Below are 17,836 nucleotides of genomic sequence, written 5' to 3'. Positions count from 1 at the left end.
AATGAATAATTTAGCTGTTCAACAGATAATGATTGGATCTGCATGTAAAGATGAGAAGACAACGTTAAGTACTTTGAAACGAATAAAACAGGTTGGTTACGATGGAATAGAATTGAATCTATTTATGATTGAGAGTACACCATTTATAGTTCGATTACTTACAAAAATGGCAGGTATGCCGGTTGGTAAGGGGGCCAATATATATTGGCCCGATATGCTAAAGGAAAGTAGACTTAAAGCTACTAGTCTTCATGCCGATTTAGGAAGTTTGGAAAATAGAATTGATGAAGTTATTTCAAAGGCGAGAGAATTAGACACAAGTAAAATAGTAATAACTGGAATGTACAGATTTGATTATGGTAATTATGATGATGTAAAGTCTTTAGCAAAAAGATTGGACAAAGTAGGCTCGAGACTACATGAATCAGATTTGCAATTACTATATCACAACCATAATGTGGAATTTTTGAAGGTTGATAATAAATATACGGCATATGAAATGATACTTAAGGATACGGATCCTGATTTGGTTAAGGTAGAATTTGATTCATATTGGCCTGCAGAAGCTGGTGTTGATTTTATTCCATTGATGGAACAACTGGGGGAGCGATTGGTTCTTTATCACATTAACGATAGAGGGACAAGATTAAAAAAAGTTCCAATTGCTCCAATTCTTAAATCAGATTCAATAGAGTTAGGGCATGGTAATATGCCATTAAAAAGGATTCTTGGCTTGGACTGTATAAAAAATGTTGATGCAATTATTCTTGAGAGCCATAGAAATTGGGTCAACAATAATCCCATTGAATCTTTGGAGAAAAGTATAGCATTTTTGCAGGAGAATTATTCTAATGAACATTAGCGGAATACTAAAATCGAACTTAGTACATTGGATAGAACCAGAAAAGGAAATTGATACAGAAAAAAGACAAAGACCAAAGTGGGTGGAAAAGTCTTTTGATGTAAAAACTATAAATGGTAACGAGGAACTATTTATCACAGCCCATGGATGCTATGAGGCATACATTAATAATCATAGAATAGGAGACTTTGTTTTTGCTCCAGGTACATCTGAATATGAAAAGGAACTATATGTTCAAAGGTATAACGTCGCAGGTCTTTTGAGGAAAGGTAAAAATACTATTAAGGTATTGCTTGGAGATGGTTGGTATCGAAGTGCAGCAGGTGTTACTGGCGCAAGAAATCTTTTTGGAACCCATATAGGGCTTTTGGCGTGGATTTCTTCTAAAGATTCGATTATTGTGAAGACTGATAATACATGGGAGACTTATCCTCATTCTGAAATTGTGTCTGCGGATATGTGTCAGGGAGAAGTAATTGATTGTTCTAAAACCGTACAAGAAAACAAATCACATGTATACGAGAAGAACTATTCCTTTAACAATCTAATATTTACTGATAATCCTCATATTGTTGAGAAGGAAAGATTTAAGGGAAAGCAAATAAAAACTCCATCTGGAAAAACGGTCATAGATTTTGGTCAAAATATTGCAGGATATGTTCAGATGACATTTAATGCAAAGTCTGGTCAAAAAATCATATTGACTCATGGTGAAACTCTAGATGAAAATGGTGAGTTTACTATTGAAAATTTTCAACCTGGAGAACGTCACAAAGAAGGTGGTATTTTTCAAAGAGTTGAGTATACAGCTCATGATGGCAAAAATACTTACAAACCACATTTTTCTATTTTCGGATTCAGATATTGTTTAATAGAAACAGATATTTTATTAGAGGATGCAGTGTTTGAGGCAATTGCTGTGTATTCAGATATGGAAGAAACAGCAAGCTTTGAGTCAAGCAATGAAAAGCTAAATACTTTGTTCAAAAATGCAATGTGGAGCATGAAGGGAAATTTCTGCGATATACCAACGGATTGTCCGACTAGAGAAAGAGCAGGTTGGACTGGTGACGCAGGGATTTTCGTGAATACTGGTCTATATTTAATGGATTGTAGACGAATTTATGAAAAATGGCTGGCAAGTTGCAGAGCAAATCAATATAAATCTGGAGCTGTTAGAAATATCGTACCAAGAAACAATGAGGAAAGTTTCTTTGGAAAGATTTTATCTGCATCTGCTGGATGGGGAGATGCAATTATTATTGTTACACACACTTTGTATAAGAGATATGGTGAGCAGTCGATTATTCGTGAAAACTATGAGGCAATGAAAAAGTGGCTAATGTTTCTCAGAAAAAGAGCTAAAAAAGGCTGTATAAAAAAACTTCTTAGCGGCAGTTTAGACAGTTTTTATGACGTTACATCAGGACTTGATTATGGAGAATGGGCTGAACCAGATATAGAATTTGCAAGTGGAGTAGATATGAAAGGTAAGAGTGGAGTCGCAACTGCTTATTTAAGCTACTCTGCGAGGCTCTTAGCTGAAATGGCGGATATCATTGGAAAGCATGCAGATGCAAAAGAATTTTTGAAGATAAGCCAAGGAGCAAAAAAAGCATATCAGCACCGTTTTACTTCAAATGGCATCATTGAGTCTGATCGACAAAAGGATTATGTAAGGCCAATCGCTTTTGGGCTTTTAGATGAGAAAGATATTTGCATCAATGCTAAAAAACTAAATGCCTTAGTTGAAAAGATGGATTTTCATTTAAATACAGGCTTTTTATCGACACCTTTTTTATGCAAAGTACTTGCCGATAACGGTTATGTAGAAACTGCTTACAAGCTACTTTTGCAGGAAACAAAACCAAGTTGGTTGTACGAAGTAAGTCAAGGCGCTACAACTGTTTGGGAAACATGGGATGGAAAAGCATCCCAAAACCATTATAGCTACGGAGCAATTTGTGAGTGGCTGATAGAGGGCGTTTGTGGTCTAAAATACACATTTGACGAGTTAGTATTAAATCCACTACCAAGCAAACAGCTACAATATGCAAAAGTCTCTTATAAATCCGAAAAGGGAGTTATTAAAGTAGGTTGGCACTATGAGGATGATAAATGTCTTTATAGTGTAAAATTGCCTGATGGTTTATCTGGAAAATTGATAAAGCCTAATGGTGAAGAGGTAATAGTTCAAGGAAGCTATATTTGTGAATTATAATAGGATAAAAAAATCTGTCTTATCGCCCTGATCTAATTCTATATTCTTTAGGCGATAGACCATATTTGGCTTCGAAGATTCTGTAAAAGTAAGCAGAGTTTTCGTAGCCAATTTTTTTTTATGATTTTTTCTGTTGTAAGAGTAGTGTGTTGATTGGTGCTTTCTTTTTTGAAAAGAAGTACAATACCATTATACAAGTACAGAGGACACAAACATTGGACCGATTAACAGACTCGACAGGAGAACAAAGCGTTAAGCGAATCTATGGAGCTTTAAATATCAATGAATAAAAGTCAGGCCCGTAAAATCCTGGGATTGGATGGAACGGAAGATGAAAAGGAAGTAAAAAAGAAATATAGAAAGCACTAATCTTAAAATAGATGAGTTGTTAAATCGGTATGCTAAAGAAGGTTTTTAAAAATGTATTTATATATTGTAAAAGGAGAGAGTTAGACATGGCAAAAGTGATTACATATGATTAAAAAGAGCCTGCGGAACCGCAGGCTCAAATATTATCTACTTCAAAAGAAGAGCAGCAAGTCTATCATTATCCTCTGGATTCATGAAGCAGAAGCGAATGTAATTCTCGCCCAGATATGGGAAAGTAGAACAATCGCGAATCATGAGACTTTCTTTGATGCATCGGTCGAAGAGCTCCTGGCTGGTAAGACCATCTTCTAAAATGCGAAGAAGCATGAAGTTTCCATGTGGCCAGTAAGGCTTAAAACGTGTGCTCTTATCAAAAATATCGTATAAACGATTTCTTTCAGTCGCAATAAGATTACGAGTCTTTTCGATATATTCCTTATCTGAGAACATAAGCTTTCCAGCAACCACTGCGATGGAGTTAATTGTCCAAGGGTCCTTTCTCTGGTTGATTGTCTGCATCAAATCTGTGTTGGAACAGATTGCATAACCAAGACGAAGACCAGGGGCAGCAAAGAACTTTGAAGTGCCTCGAAGGATTGCAATGTTTGAATAAGTGCGTGTAAGAGTTACAGAAGAAACCTCATTGATGTTCTCAGCAAATTCAACATAAGTCTCATCCACCATAACAAAGATATCGCATTCCTTACATGCATCAAGAATCTTTCGCATATCATGATTATTGATTGCTGTTCCAGTAGGGTTGTTAGGATTGCAGATAACAAGCATATCAATATCTTCTGTAAGCTTGCTGATGAAATGGTCTACATCTAAAACAAAATCATTTTCTTCACGAAGAGGATAGTAGATGCTCTTTCCACCACCAAGGGCGATTTCTCTTTCATATTCTGAATAGGTTGGTCCGAGAATCAAAGCTTTTGTAGGCTTTTCAATCTGGATAAATAGAGAAATAAGCTCTGTGGAACCATTTCCTACGATGATGTTTTCTGTCTCTGTATTACAGTATTCCGCAATGCATTTTCTTAGCTCTACATAATCTCTGTCTGGATATGATGTGATGCAGTCGATATTTGCTGCGATTCCATCCTTAAGCTTAGGAGATATTCCAAGGGGATTAACATTTGCAGAAAAGCTAATGATGTCCTCTTTTTTGATGCCATAAATCTGCTCTATTTTTTCTAAATCACTTCCATGAAAATGATCCTTGTGCTTTATCATTGAAAGCCTCCTTAAAGGTTAAAATTTTCTTGCCTTATATAATAGCACTGAGTCTGTATTTTATCCATATTTTTGTTACCCAATACGTTTGAAAACACTATATGTTGTGCTATACTAATAAATAATATGCTTGGGTTAGTATTACCCACATGATAAAAGAGGAGAATGTTTTGAGAAAAAGAATCTATCGTATTTCCGAAGATAAATTCGACGACTTAAAACCAAATATTGAGTTTGAATCAGAGCAGATAGAAGAAACCTGCTTTATTAATGATGCCTTTTCGGGCAGCATATATTTTAAGAGTACAAATGATGTTAAGGCCAGAGGTGTTGTTTACTGTGATAATCCGTATGTACGAATTACCAATCCATGGTTTGATGGTGTCAGTGTTCGCATAGATTATCTTGTGGACGATTACAATTACAAAGCAGCAGAGTGTCTCAAGGGTAATTTTATTATTGTCACTGTGGGAATGGAAAAGAAGCTTCCATTTTCCATTACTTACGTAAAGCGTCCATTGTTATGCAGCACTGGACAGATTCGTTCCCTTCAGGAATATGCAGATTTTGCACAAAATCATTTTGCAGAAGCTGTTTCTTTATTTTATTCAGACAGATTCGCAGAATTTATTTCGGATCAGGATAAACGTACCAAGCTTCTTTACAGAGGCTTTAAAGCTGCACCTATCGCAGCTGTCAATGTAGATGAATTTTTGGTTTCTATTGGACTCAAAACGAAGATGACCTTCGATTTACAGGAGCGTCAGGATTCCTACTATGAGGTTGATAGTAATGTTAAGGGCGAAATAGAGATTAGCCGTTCTACATGGGGCTTTATAGATATTTCCGTTACCTGCGATGCGGATTTCATATCTGTTGAAAAGGAACATATTACAGGAGATTTCTTCCTTGGTTCTATTTTCAATATGAGCTACTACATCCATAAGGATAAAATGCACGCAGGTATTAACTTCGCAAAGATTTCCTTTGATTATCGTGATATCCACAAAGAGATTACTGTCCTTGCCACAGCCGACAAAGAAGGTGTTTCTTTAGAATCAGAGGAGTTTGCTCAGAACAAAAAGCTTTTGCAGGCATTTCGTTTATACGAAGATTTTCGATTGCGCAGGGTTACCACCAGTCAGTGGTGTGCTGACACCTTAGAGATTGTTAACAGTCTTCCAGAGGAGTCGGTTAATGATAATTTTATTCTTTTGGTAAAAGCATTTTTATATGTTACTAATAATCAAAAGCAGGAAGCTTTATGGATTATTCAGGATTTAAAGCGCAGCATAGAAGATAAGGGTAGCAGAGAGTGGGCCTTCCTTCTTTATGTATGCACACTTATCGAGCGAGAAGAGGATTATGTAGATCGTCTTACTGAAAATATTGAGGGTATTTTTAAAGAGCACAGGGATGATGTTCATATTTTCTGGTTCCTGTTGTTCCTTCGAAAGGAATATATTAAGAATCCTACAGCCAAGCTCAGAGAGATTTCTAAGTGGGTGGAGGCTGGCTGGGATACACCTCTTTTGTATATAGAGGCATACTATATTTTCCTACAGGATCCATACCTGATTTCATCTTTTGATGAGCTTACTATTAAGGTTTTGAACTGGGCTAAGAAGAAAAAGGCCATCACTAAAGATATGGCCATTCAGATGATTCATCTTCTTGAGACAGAGAGAAATTATAATCCAAAGGTATTGCCTATTTTGGATGAATGCTACGAAGTTTATCCAGACATGAAGCTGCTTTTAGCTATTGTCACTTATTTGTTAAAGGCGCCTTATGTTGAGCCAGAATTTTTGAAATGGTTTGGCATGGCTATTGAGGTTAATCTTCATGTGTCAGGAATTTTTGAGGCATATATGGAGGCTCTGCCAGCTTACTCAGTAGATAAGTTGCCACAGCTTCTTACTATGTTTTTCAAATATAACAGTAACTTATCCTACGATAAAAGAGCCTTGCTTTACGCCAACATTATCCTTCACAAGGATGAGGATTATGACACCTACGAGCATTATGAAAGTGCTATAGAAGCCTTTGCGTTAGAGCAACTTAAGCTTGGTCGTTTGGATGACAATTTGGCGGTATGTTACCAGCGCCTTTTGGAACTTGGTATTTTTGATAAGGAAGTTGCAAGACTTATTTCTGAGTTATCTTTTAAGAAAAAGCTGGCAGTTATTAACCCTGATATCAGACGTGTATTTCTCTATCAGGAAGAGTTTAAGGCACCTACCATTGCCAACATATCAGACCACAAAGCCTATATTAATTATATTGGCAGCAAGGGTGTGGTTCTTTTCGAGGATAATAATGGATATTTGTTTGTGGATGATGATGCATATTTTACAGAGGACATCATCAACACCGACGGATACACAGAAAAGCTAAAAGAGTTGTGTCCTCTTAACCTTACCTATGCATTAATGAGATTTGCAAACGGTAGTGGAACAAAGGATTATTCATCTGTCGATGCAGAAGCTGCAGAGCTTATCATGGAATCAAAGCAGATATCCGCAGAGTATCTTGATACTATTTATCCAAAGCTAATAGAGATTCTTCGTTTCAATAACAGAGAAGCATTTTTGGAAAAGCACTTTATGCAGGAGGCAGATCTAAAAGCACTGAGTGCCGAGGTTATTGCGTCTGTGCTTGAGGTCTTTATTCTCAGAAGTAAGTATGAGGAAGCTTTTTATATGCTTAGGCATACTAATTCTTCCTTACTCAAGCCTGCTGCAGCCACAAAGCTTTGCCAGTTTATGATTAACAAAGAACCTGAAAAATCAGAGGATTTCCTGATTCTTTTCACAGCAGGACTGATTTCACAGGGCTACATTCATACTGATATGATTCGTTACCTTGTGAAGTTCTTTGTGGGACCTACAGACTTAATGCTAAAAATCTATAATAGCGCTTTTGAAAAGGGCGAGGATGTAGTGGAATTTGGCGAGAGAATAATCACACAGGCACTCTACAGAGATTTCCTTTGCCCAGAGATTATGGATGTGTTTGATACTTACGTATCACGTAAAAATAACAAGATGGTTGTGGAAGCCTTCTTAAATTATCAGGCTCACGATTATCTTGCTAATCAGGCGGACACTCCAGAGAAGATTTTCGCCTACATTTACAACAGATTTAAGAAGGGGCTTAATGTATCAGAAAGTATGCGAATCGCCCTTTTAAAATATCTTTGCACAGGTACTGATTTAGATGAAGAGGATTACAACATGCTGGATATTCTTTTGGCAGATGCAATCCTTCGCAATCAGTACTTTGGATTCTTCGCAAAGTGCGATGAGAAGCTTAAGGTTAAATATCATCTTTATGACAAGCACTTTATAGAATTCAACACAGACAAGAGAAAGGCTGTTGATATTACATATTCAATTAATGGTGCACCAGCGGTCACTGAGGATATGATTGAAATGTACGATGGTCTTTATGTAAAACAGTTCATATTATTCTATGGTGATGAGCTTAAGTACGAAATTTATCGTGAGGATGTTTCTGACGAGCCTCTTCAGGCAAACACCTTCGTACTGAGCGATGAGCTGGAACAGACTGAGGGCAGATATGCTTTGATGAATAAAATATCTCGTCACAGCCTTTATAACGAGGTTTATGAGCTGGCAGAGGATGTAAAGATTTATCAGGGGCTTGATGCTGTTACCAGAGAACTATTTTCAACTATTTAAGGAGTATTATGGGAATATCAGAAGGTGCATATGTAGGAATTGACATTAGTTCAAGGAATACAGTGCTTAGCATTTACAATTCGAATATGGAAGAGCCTGCTACAATAAGCACCATTCTTGGCGAGGAAAACTACTCTATCCCAACTGTGCTTGCAAAGAGAATAGGTATGGGACAATGGTTCTTTGGAGAGGAAGCCATTAGAATGAGCAGATTAAAGGAAGCTGTTCTTGTGGAGGAGCTTTTTAATCTTGCGTTAAGAGATGGACAGGTAGTAATTGACTCCGAGAATTATGGAGCCAGAGATTTACTGGTTATCTTTTTCAAAAAGCTTTTTTCTATCCCAGGGCCAATGGCAGCTTTAAGTGACGTAGAGAAGCTTGTTATCTGTGTTCAGCAGATTAATTTAGAAGTTATGGAACTGATGAACTACGTGGCTTCGAAGATTGGCATAGACCAGAACCATGTAATGCTTATAGATAGAAGCGAATGTTTTTATTATTACGCCCTTTCTCAGAAACCAGAGCTCTTTTTATATAATGTTGCATTGTTTGATTACAGTGGTACAAATATGGTTTCTTGCACACTTCACCGCAATCAGACTACACGTCCTCAGATGATTTCTTTAAATGTAATCAATCATGGTGAAATCACTGATAACAGGGATGAGCTTTTTGATCAGGTTATTTCTGATACCTTTGGCAGTTCTCTTTACTCATCAGTATATCTTGTTGGAGATGGTTTTGATGGTGAGTGGATGAAGGTAAGCCTTTCACATCTATGTAAGGGTAGAAAGGTATTTCTTGGAAAGAATCTTTATTCAAAGGGGGCCTGCTACGGCGGTTATATAAAAGATGGAAAGAGAGATTGGCCATTCATCTACATTGGAGATAACGACCTAAAGCTTAATCTTTCAATCAAAATATTAGAAAACAACGTTATGAAGTTTTTCACTCTTATTGACGCCGGTGAAAGCTGGTACGATGTAAAGGGTGAATGCGAGGTTATCCTTGATGGAGAGCCTGAAATAGAATTTTTTATTCAACGTCCAGAATCGAGAGAAGCACATTCTGAGGTTTTGGAACTTACAGATATGCCAAAGAGAGAAAACAGAACTACACGTCTTCGTATTGAAGCACGCCCTGTTTCAGATGTGGCAGTTTCAATTACTATTACAGATCTTGGATTTGGAGAGATATCACCAGCTTCAGGCAAGAGCTGGGAACACACTATTACAACTGAGTAGGTATATATGAGCACATTAATTTACTGTCAAAATGCGTTATCTGCAACGCCATACTATATCGAAGAAGCTTCCCTTAATGTTTATTCTTTGGAGGAGCTTAGCTACTATATCCTTAACAATGTATATCTGCTTTCATCTAAATTGATGAGCCCAGAGCTTTGTAATTGGATTGGCAGGGAGTTAAAACAGCCAAAGCTTGCAGCTGAGTTACAGGGACTTGTGCAGAATAATGCACCCCTTCACATTTTTATTGGTCATATTCTGGGCTCCAATGGCTATGCTTCCAACAAAGAGATTAAGGATATTCTTGCTATTATATCTACCTTCGAGAACAAGTCAGAAGCTGAAAGAAAGAAGATGAGAGCTGACAGACTTATGGCAAAGGATAAGCTTGTTGATGCGATTTACGAGTACGAGACTCTTTTGGCAGACGATGTAGCAAAGAATATGCCAAAGGTAGTTGAGGGAGATGTTTATCATAATTTGGGTTGTGCATTTTCTCGATTATTCTTTTTCTCAGAAGCTATGAAATGCTTTGATGAGGCTTATAAAAGAAATCAAAAGAAGCAGAGCCTGTATTGTCTGCTTTATGCAGCAAGATGTGCAAAGGACAAGTTAGCCTTTGATCAGTACGTTACAAAGTATCTTGTTTCAAAAGAAGATGTGGATCAGGTGCTAAAAACAGTTTCAACTGCCACAGCAAATGAAAATATCCTGGAATTTGACAGAGTTGTTAATGAGTTGATAAATGACGATTATAAGAGGGAAGGAACAGTTAATGCTGTTAGCAGTGTAGTAAATAGCTGGAAAGACGAGTATATTAAGTATTGTAAAATATAATTTAGTAATTGTTGGGGAGATTTTACTATGGGATTTTTTACAAAACGAAAAAACAAAAGAGAAATCAGGGCCGCAAAGATTGATGATGCTTTTAACAGAGTCTACACTCAAATCGAAGGCATAGACAGTTGGGAAGACCCTAAGAAGCTGGAACACTATATTCTGGATTCCTGTGAGCAAATCATTGCATCTACCAAGGCAATGGAGCGCCAAAAAATGGAATATAGAATTGTTACCAGATATCTTCATGATATCAAGGCCATAGAGAATCTTCCAAAGGATACTGCTAAGGATTTGCGAAATACAGCTATACGTATTTGCGAATTGGAGCAGAACATCCTTGAGGCGAGAGCTATTACAAGAAACATTACGGATGAGCAATTCTCTGTAATTGCCGACGAGGAAGAGGATATGCCTGAAATTATAAACAGGTTTGCCTCTGATGAAATATATCAGTCTAAGCTTAAAAGAAGCCTTTCTTACCTGGAAGGTGAAAAGAGCCGTTGGGAGATTGAAAGAGAAGAACTGATTGCTCAGGGGCGTCTCTTTAAACGTATGGCGATAGCTGTTCTTACATCTTTTACCACTTTACTTATTTTGCTATATGTTATGTACAATGCGGTGGGAGCGGACATGTCCATTTGGATTTACGCAGTGCTTTTCATTTGTGCGGTTAGTGGTTTTGTAATTTTCCTTCGTCAAAATACTATAAATAAAGAATCCAGAGCAGCACTTATACGACTGAATCAGGCTATTAGCATGCTTAACGTAGAACGAATGAAGTACGTTAATGTAACTAATAGTATTGAATATTCAAAGGACAAATATTTTGTAAAAACAGCCGCTGAGCTTCAGTACGTTTGGGAGCAGTATCAGGATAAGGTACGTGACCAGCAGAGATATATACAAAATAATGATGATTTGGAGTTTTACAACGATAAGCTTGAAAGAATCTTGGGAAGCATTGGTTTGGCAGATGACAAGATTTGGCTTAATCAGGTAAATGCATTGATAGACAAGCAGGACATGTCAGATTGCAGGCACAGGCTTGTTGTAAGAAGAAAGAAAATTAGAGACAGACTTGAGGATCATCGCAGAATCGTTCAGGAAGAGAGAGATGAAATTGACAGGCTTATGACCAGACATGAGCATTATCTCCCCGAAATTCAGGAGATTATTAAATCCGTTGATAAACTATGTGGGACCAGTTCTAGCACAAAGATAAAGGCTTGAAAGGAGTGACTTCATGATTGAAATGTTCGAAAAGTCCAAGGAGTTTAGACTAAATACCCTATATACTCTTGCCCAGGGTATGTATTGGATGATTGTTTGCTGCGCCATAAGTATGGGTAGTGCCTATCTTTCAAACAGAGGATATTCGACTTTTGCAATCGGATTGCTCTTTGCGTTAGCTTATTTATTTGCTGCGATTGTTCAGCAGGTTGTTTCTGTAGCCACAGACAATTCTACTAATTTCAATGTTTTAGATGTTCTAATAATTCTCGGTGGTTTGAGTATTTTAGATTTACTTGTAGCTTTTTCGGCTGTCCATAAGGGGTTTCTTATCAGCGTGACCTTCTTAATTGGAGCGATGCTTGCTACAATTATTCAGCCATTTTTAAATGCCCTGAATTTTTACATTCAAAGACAGGGCTACAGAATGAATTACGGAGTTGCCAGAGCGTCTGGTTCTTTCTTCTTCTTTTTGATGAGTCTGATAGTTGGATTCTTCATGAAGACAGTTTCTGTTAAGGCAGCACCGCTATTTGGCTTCCTTGTTTCAATCTTGTTTACGGGAATCGTTACATGGATTTACAAGGAACTAAAGGATGAAGGCAAAACTTCAAAAGAGGTATTTGATCCCCTGGCGGAGAAGAAGAGTGACGGTTTTGAATACAAGGGTCTACGCAATTTTGTAATTAAATACAAAATGTTTTTTATTTATCTTATAGGTGTTGTTTGTATTTTCTTTGGACACATTGTAGTGAACAACTTCCTATATCAGATTACTGTTAATGTTGGTGGTAATGAGGCTACCAATGGTGGTCTTTTAGCTTTACAGGCAATTGTAGAATTGCCAGCCATGATTTTCTTCTCTGTGCTTAGAGATAAATTTGGTTCAAAACGCCTGCTTGCTGTATCCGGAATATTTTATCTTTTGAAGATATTCTTTACAGCAATCGCCACTTCTATTGGAATGCTTTATTTCAGTATGCTGTTTCAATCACTGGCATTTGCATTGTTTATTCCAGCATCCGTTCATTTTGTGGATGAGATTATGCCTGAGAAGGATGCAGTTAAGGGACAGGCCTTCGTTACAATTGCAATGTCTATAAGCAGTTTAATAGGCAGTGTTTTGGGCGGAATGATAATAAATTTACTTGGAGTTTCAGCATCTTTGTATTTTGCTACATTTGTTACATTTGTGGGAGTTATTGTCTCAATTTTAGGACTTGTCAGAATAAATAAACAAAAATAACGAATAAAGATAGATTTTTTAATTACAAATTGCTAAAATAACTATATACATATCATATAGTGAGAGAAAGATATGGCTAAATATAACATTGGTGGATATATCTTTAACGATGAGAATAGTGCTAAAAAAGCTGCTAAGGAGCTTAAAGCCGTCGAGTATATTCTTGGGCAAATGAAGACTGCTGATGAGCAGGAGGTTCTCAAGATATATAAAAAGATTATTTCGCAGAAGCTTTTTTCTACTCAGATAGGCATGGGTTTTCTTAATCAGCTTAGGCAGAATTTGGTTGCGACAGGAGCTTTTGATGAAGACCAGATTCCGCCAATCTATGCTGTGGAGGAGCAAGAGGCCCCAAAGCCGCAGGCACCGCCGAAGCAAAATCCACCTGAGAAACCTGCACCTGCAGTAAAGGCTACTGTGGAAAAGGCAGAGGAGCAGCCAAAGGAAGAGCCTGCCAAAGAAAAAAGGGTTAAAGAAAAAAGAGCCAAGAAACTCACTAAACTAATAAAAGAAAAGACCGATAAAAAAAGTACGGTCGATACAGAAGATTCTTCTGGGGTAATCAGAAAGCTTAGGTTGGTAAACAGCTTTTTGATTGTATGTGTTTTTACTTTACTATTTTGTGTTTTGGGCATGTTCATTGTCAGTTCAACTATTAACAGCCCGACAATACTTAATTACAAAGAGGCCATTACTGACGAGTATTCTTCTTGGAAACAGCAGCTTGACGAGCGAGAGCGCGAGCTCAATGAACGTGAGGCTGAGCTTGATGCCAGGGAGGCTGAAGTCAGTGGTATAGAAGGTAACTAATAATATAATTCAAGGATGGGGTTGGTGTTATGTCGAAAAACAAAATTCTTGTGGCTGATGATAAAAGCCGAATGAGAAAACTTATCAGGGACTATTTAGTAAGAGAAGATTATGAAGTTGTAGAAGCAGAAAACGGTGAACAGGCTCTTGATATGTTCTACATGGATAGTGAAATTTCGCTTATCATTTTAGACGTCATGATGCCAAAGGTTGACGGTTTCGCTGTATTGAAAGAAATCAGAGAAACTTCATCTATTCCTGTTCTTATGCTTACAGCTAAGGGTGAAGAGAATGATGTGCTTAATGGCTTCGAGCTCGGAGCTGACGAATACATCAACAAACCATTTTCACCTAAGATTCTTATGGCAAGAGTTAATGCTGTTCTTCGTAGAAGTACAGATGATTCTCTTGGCAAGAAAGTTGTTGAGGCAGGCGGTATCCAGTTGGATGTTGATGCTCATGTTGCCACAAATGATGGTAACCCTGTAGAGCTATCGGTTAAGGAATTTGAGCTCCTTTATTATTTCATCAATAATGAAGGAATTGCGCTTTCTAGAGAAAAGATTCTTAATCACGTATGGGACTATGATTATTTCGGAGACGCAAGAACAATCGATACTCACGTTAAAAAGCTTCGTAGCAAGTTAGACGACAAGGGAAATTACATCAAGACTATTTGGGGCATGGGGTATAAATTTGAAGTTGACGCAAAAGCCTAGTAAAATTAATCGCCAAATTGTAGGTTTGTTAGGATTGATAGTACTAACATCTTTAATAGTTGTTAGCATCCTAACATCCTGCTTTTTAGGCGATTATTATATTTATGAAAAGAGGAAGGATATGAAAGAGCTTTTTTCAATCCTTTCCGAAAAATGTGAAAACGGGAGATTGTACAATAGTGAATATCTCCCCGAAAATATAGCATTGTTTGAACAATTTAACGTAGCAGCTGTTGTCACAGGTGCTGACGGACAATCTCTTTTAACATCTTCCGTTGATTCAGATCTTTTAATCAATCAACTTAATTATTCTTTGCTTTCAAATGATGCCAATAATGAGCTTATTAAAACTACAGAAAACTACAAGATTTTCAAACAGCAATTTTCAGAGTTTGATGATACATTTCTTGTATTAATTGGAGTTTTGCCTGATGGAAACATTGTTTTTATCAAGGCTACAGCTTCTGCATTGGAGCAGACTGCATCTATTACCAACAAGTTTTTCTTAACTATGATTTTCATAGATTCTATTATTAGTGTTCTTGTTGGAAGATACTTTATCGCTAAATTTACCAAGCCATTATTTAAGCTTATTAATATTACAAAGAGAATTTCAAACTTTGATTTTGAAGCAACCTATCATCCTCAGAGGCTTTATAACGAAATGGATGATCTTGGCGAGCATGTCAATGAGATGTCTACGACTCTAAAGAGAGCTATCGAACAGCTTAGACTTGCTAATGAAAACCTGAAGCACGATTTGGAGTTGAAGGAAGAGACTGAGAACATGCGAAAGGAATTCGTTTCTAATGTTTCTCACGAGTTAAAGACTCCTATTGCTCTTATTCAGGGATATGCTGAAGGTCTTCAGGAAGGCATCATGGATGATGAGGTCAGCAGAAAGATTTATCTGGATATTATCATCGATGAGGCAAATAAGATGAACCGCCTCGTTAGAGAGATGCTTATCCTTAATCAGCTTGAAGCTGGTCAGATGAATCTTGATATGGTTGATTTTAATGTGACTGAAATGATTGATAGTGTCATTGACAGTAACAGAATCAATTTTGAGGCCCAGAATATTAATTACGAGTTTATAAATAAGCAGGACTGCTACGTTCATGCAGATGAGTTCTTGGTTGAACAGGTAGTCACTAATTTTGTAAGCAATGCTATTCATTATGTGCTTAATGAAAATATCGTCACTGTACGTTACGATTTTGTGAAAAGAGGAAAGGTTCGCATTATTGTATTCAATTCAGGCAATAATATCGGAAAGAAGGATATAAAGCATATTTGGGAGAAGTTCTACAAGGCTGATAAGGCCAGAAGCCGTGAATATGGTGGCAGTGGAATAGGTCTTTCTGTAGTTAAAGCTACTATGGATTTATTGCACGAAAAATTCGGTGTTGAGAACGTTCCTGACGGAGTTGAATTTTGGTTTGAGTTATCGTTGGTAAAAGACACAAAAATCAAAGAAAATTCATAGAATTTTCTGATTTTTCACATTGAAGAATACACATTTTAATGCTAATATACCATTAATGATTAGTGTATTTTTTAGGAGAAGGCATGAAAACTAACAGAATTTTTTTAATGATTTCTGTGTTGTGTTTTTCTCTATTTGCCACTGGTTGTGGAGAACAGCTATATGAAATGACCAGTGAGGAAGAGGCTATAATAAGCTTATATGCTTCGAAAGCGGTTGCGAAATTTAACAAAAATCAGGTGATTGGAATCGCAAATGCCCGCGTAAAAAAGGGAGAATTGGATGAGGATTATGAACCTGATGAAGAACAGGCTGATGACGAGGCGTTAGAGGAAGCGGACACAGGGGAGACAATTGATCCTGAAACTGGGGAAGTGATTCCTCCAGAAGGCGAACCTGGTGAGGATTCTGAAGCACAGGAAGGTGCAGAAGAACAGGCTCAGGAGGATGTTTCTGTTGAGGCTGGATATTCCTTTACCAACGCCGTAGACATTTCAGGAGTTGAATTCACCTGTTCAAAATTTGATGTTTCCAGTGATTTCAAGACTTCTAGTTTCTATATGAAACCGGCAAGTGGAAAGAAATATTTAACTTTGTATATTGATGCTGTGAATACTACTGATGGAACGGTTGATTTTAGTCAGTATTCCGGCAGGACATATAGTTTATCCCTCAATGGAGGGGAAAAGAACAAGGCTCAAATTACTATGCTGCCAAATGATTTATCTTCCTATAAAGGAACGATGTCTGGTAAAGAGAAGAAAACCTTTGTGATTGTTTTTTCCTTTAGCAATTCGGCTGTTGAAAATATATCATCGGTTGAGCTTTATGTAACCAGTGATGGTGCTACCAGAGGGGCAGAAGTAAAACCATTATAAATCATTTTTTGATTTAAATGAGAGGAGATTTGCATGGATACTAATATTTTATTGGAATCAGGTACTAACGAACTAGAGGTCCTTGAGTTCAAGGTTGGCAAGAATTTCTATGGAATCAACGTTGCCAAGATTAGGGAAATTTTGTTATACCAGCAGGTAACTCCATTGCCTAATGCACATCCTTGCATTGAAGGAATTTTCATGCCAAGAGATATTATGATTTCTGTCATCTCTCTTCGCAAGTGTTTAAATATTCAGGATGAACCTGAAAATGATGGTCTCTTTATAATCACAAACTTTAACAGTTTAAATACAGCATTCCATGTAGACGAGGTTCTCGGTATTCACCGTGTATCATGGGAAGATATCATTAAACCAGATGCTACAATTTCATCTGATGAATCTGGTGTTTCAACAGGTGTTATTAAACTTGATGATAGATTAGTAGTTATTCTCGATTTCGAGAAGATTGTTACAGATATCAATCCTGAGACTGGTCTTAAGGTTTCAGAAATGGATGATTACGAGACACGTGATCGAAGCAAATCACCTATCCTTCTTTGTGAGGATTCACCACTTCTTTCAAAGCTTATCGTTGAGTGCTTGAAGAAGGCTGGTTATACAAATCTTATCGTAAATATGAACGGCCAGGAAGGCTGGGACAAGCTGGTTGAGATGCATAAGAATGGCACAGTACTTCAGGATGTACACCTTATCATCACTGATATCGAGATGCCTCTTATGGATGGTCACAGACTTTGTAAGTTAGTAAAAGAGAATGAGACAATGAAGAATATTCCGCTTATCATATTCTCATCTCTGATTAATGACGAAATCAGGCGCAAGGGTGAAAGCCTTGGAGCTGATGCACAGCTTACAAAGCCAGAAATTGGTAAGCTTATCGCGGTAGTAGATGATTTGGTTGCTAAGTACGAGGATGCTCGTAACAGTCATTAGAATTTAAAATCTTAGGGGTATGCCAAGC

General features: G+C 37.3%; 14 protein-coding genes. 12 read left to right on the top strand and 2 right to left on the bottom strand.

What is annotated here, in order from left to right; translation table 11 throughout:
* Nucleotide 1: 1 nt before the first annotated feature.
* Nucleotides 2-862, top strand: coding sequence for a sugar phosphate isomerase/epimerase family protein (locus BLP54_RS03275; RefSeq protein ID WP_090166687.1), 861 nt, complete (start codon nucleotides 2-4; stop codon nucleotides 860-862).
* The gene (locus tag BLP54_RS03270) at nucleotides 852-3,083 is read left to right on the top strand and encodes a family 78 glycoside hydrolase catalytic domain (protein WP_090166685.1); all 2,232 of its coding nucleotides are present in this window, start codon (nucleotides 852-854) and stop codon (nucleotides 3,081-3,083) included. Before BLP54_RS03275 ends, BLP54_RS03270 begins: the two co-directional genes overlap by 11 nt.
* Nucleotides 3,084-3,102: 19 nt before the next feature.
* On the opposite strand, the gene BLP54_RS16375 is transcribed toward BLP54_RS03270, so the two are convergent.
* Both BLP54_RS16375 and BLP54_RS03265 read right to left on the bottom strand, forming a co-directional pair.
* Complete coding sequence (locus tag BLP54_RS16375) at nucleotides 3,103-3,195, bottom strand: AraC family transcriptional regulator (RefSeq protein WP_143001980.1); 93 nt, start codon at nucleotides 3,193-3,195, stop codon at nucleotides 3,103-3,105.
* Nucleotides 3,196-3,599: 404 nt separating this feature from the next.
* Nucleotides 3,600-4,688 carry a pyridoxal phosphate-dependent aminotransferase gene (locus BLP54_RS03265; RefSeq protein WP_090166683.1) on the bottom strand — a complete coding sequence of 363 codons (1,089 nt, stop codon included), beginning with the start codon at nucleotides 4,686-4,688 and terminating at the stop codon, nucleotides 3,600-3,602.
* A gap of 170 nt (nucleotides 4,689-4,858) precedes the next feature.
* Between BLP54_RS03265 and BLP54_RS03260 the strand changes: the two genes are divergently transcribed.
* The 10 genes from BLP54_RS03260 (at nucleotide 4,859) to BLP54_RS03215 (ending at nucleotide 17,808) form a co-directional block, all read left to right on the top strand.
* Nucleotides 4,859-8,392, top strand: a complete 3,534-nt coding sequence (locus tag BLP54_RS03260; RefSeq protein WP_090166680.1) for a DUF5717 family protein — start codon at nucleotides 4,859-4,861, stop codon at nucleotides 8,390-8,392.
* An 8-nt stretch (nucleotides 8,393-8,400) separates the two neighbouring features.
* Nucleotides 8,401-9,636, top strand: coding sequence for a DUF5716 family protein (locus BLP54_RS03255; RefSeq protein ID WP_090166678.1), 1,236 nt, complete (start codon nucleotides 8,401-8,403; stop codon nucleotides 9,634-9,636).
* A 6-nt stretch (nucleotides 9,637-9,642) separates the two neighbouring features.
* On the top strand, nucleotides 9,643-10,476 hold the full coding sequence (locus BLP54_RS03250; RefSeq protein WP_090166676.1) for a hypothetical protein: 834 nt from the start codon (nucleotides 9,643-9,645) through the stop codon (nucleotides 10,474-10,476).
* Between the two features lie 27 nt (nucleotides 10,477-10,503).
* Complete coding sequence (locus tag BLP54_RS03245; RefSeq protein WP_090166675.1) at nucleotides 10,504-11,709, top strand: hypothetical protein; 1,206 nt, start codon at nucleotides 10,504-10,506, stop codon at nucleotides 11,707-11,709.
* A 13-nt stretch (nucleotides 11,710-11,722) separates the two neighbouring features.
* Entirely contained in the window at nucleotides 11,723-12,955 is a 1,233-nt protein-coding gene (locus BLP54_RS03240) for an MFS transporter (protein ID WP_090166673.1), read from the top strand.
* Nucleotides 12,956-13,027: 72 nt separating this feature from the next.
* Nucleotides 13,028-13,765, top strand: coding sequence for a hypothetical protein (locus BLP54_RS03235; RefSeq protein WP_090166671.1), 738 nt, complete (start codon nucleotides 13,028-13,030; stop codon nucleotides 13,763-13,765).
* A 29-nt stretch (nucleotides 13,766-13,794) separates the two neighbouring features.
* Complete coding sequence (locus BLP54_RS03230; RefSeq protein ID WP_090166669.1) at nucleotides 13,795-14,484, top strand: response regulator transcription factor; 690 nt, start codon at nucleotides 13,795-13,797, stop codon at nucleotides 14,482-14,484.
* A gap of 121 nt (nucleotides 14,485-14,605) precedes the next feature.
* A complete protein-coding gene (locus BLP54_RS03225; RefSeq protein WP_090166667.1) occupies nucleotides 14,606-15,973 on the top strand; it encodes a sensor histidine kinase in 1,368 nt (455 codons plus the stop codon).
* An 83-nt stretch (nucleotides 15,974-16,056) separates the two neighbouring features.
* A complete protein-coding gene (locus BLP54_RS03220; protein WP_090166665.1) occupies nucleotides 16,057-16,851 on the top strand; it encodes a hypothetical protein in 795 nt (264 codons plus the stop codon).
* Between the two features lie 33 nt (nucleotides 16,852-16,884).
* Entirely contained in the window at nucleotides 16,885-17,808 is a 924-nt protein-coding gene (locus BLP54_RS03215; RefSeq protein WP_090166663.1) for a chemotaxis protein, read from the top strand.
* Nucleotides 17,809-17,836 lie beyond the last annotated feature (28 nt).

The organism is Pseudobutyrivibrio sp. 49 (genome assembly GCF_900100545.1).
In the GTDB taxonomy this organism is placed as follows: domain Bacteria; phylum Bacillota; class Clostridia; order Lachnospirales; family Lachnospiraceae; genus Pseudobutyrivibrio.
The sequence above is the reverse complement of the archived record's forward strand: the minus strand, read 5'-3'. Positions and strand labels throughout refer to the sequence as shown.

Excerpts from the sequence above, each read along its gene's own strand:
- BLP54_RS03275 (WP_090166687.1), top strand. The coding sequence starts at position 2 with ATGAATAATTTAGCTGTTCAACAGATAATGATTGGATCTGCATGTAAA.
- BLP54_RS03270 (WP_090166685.1), top strand. The coding sequence starts at position 852 with ATGAACATTAGCGGAATACTAAAATCGAACTTAGTACATTGGATAGAA.
- BLP54_RS03265 (WP_090166683.1), bottom strand. The coding sequence starts at position 4,688 with ATGATAAAGCACAAGGATCATTTTCATGGAAGTGATTTAGAAAAAATA.
- BLP54_RS03255 (WP_090166678.1), top strand. The coding sequence starts at position 8,401 with ATGGGAATATCAGAAGGTGCATATGTAGGAATTGACATTAGTTCAAGG.
- BLP54_RS03250 (WP_090166676.1), top strand. The coding sequence starts at position 9,643 with ATGAGCACATTAATTTACTGTCAAAATGCGTTATCTGCAACGCCATAC.
- BLP54_RS03245 (WP_090166675.1), top strand. The coding sequence starts at position 10,504 with ATGGGATTTTTTACAAAACGAAAAAACAAAAGAGAAATCAGGGCCGCA.
- BLP54_RS03240 (WP_090166673.1), top strand. The coding sequence starts at position 11,723 with ATGATTGAAATGTTCGAAAAGTCCAAGGAGTTTAGACTAAATACCCTA.
- BLP54_RS03235 (WP_090166671.1), top strand. The coding sequence starts at position 13,028 with ATGGCTAAATATAACATTGGTGGATATATCTTTAACGATGAGAATAGT.
- BLP54_RS03230 (WP_090166669.1), top strand. The coding sequence starts at position 13,795 with ATGTCGAAAAACAAAATTCTTGTGGCTGATGATAAAAGCCGAATGAGA.
- BLP54_RS03225 (WP_090166667.1), top strand. The coding sequence starts at position 14,606 with ATGAAAGAGCTTTTTTCAATCCTTTCCGAAAAATGTGAAAACGGGAGA.
- BLP54_RS03220 (WP_090166665.1), top strand. The coding sequence starts at position 16,057 with ATGAAAACTAACAGAATTTTTTTAATGATTTCTGTGTTGTGTTTTTCT.
- BLP54_RS03215 (WP_090166663.1), top strand. The coding sequence starts at position 16,885 with ATGGATACTAATATTTTATTGGAATCAGGTACTAACGAACTAGAGGTC.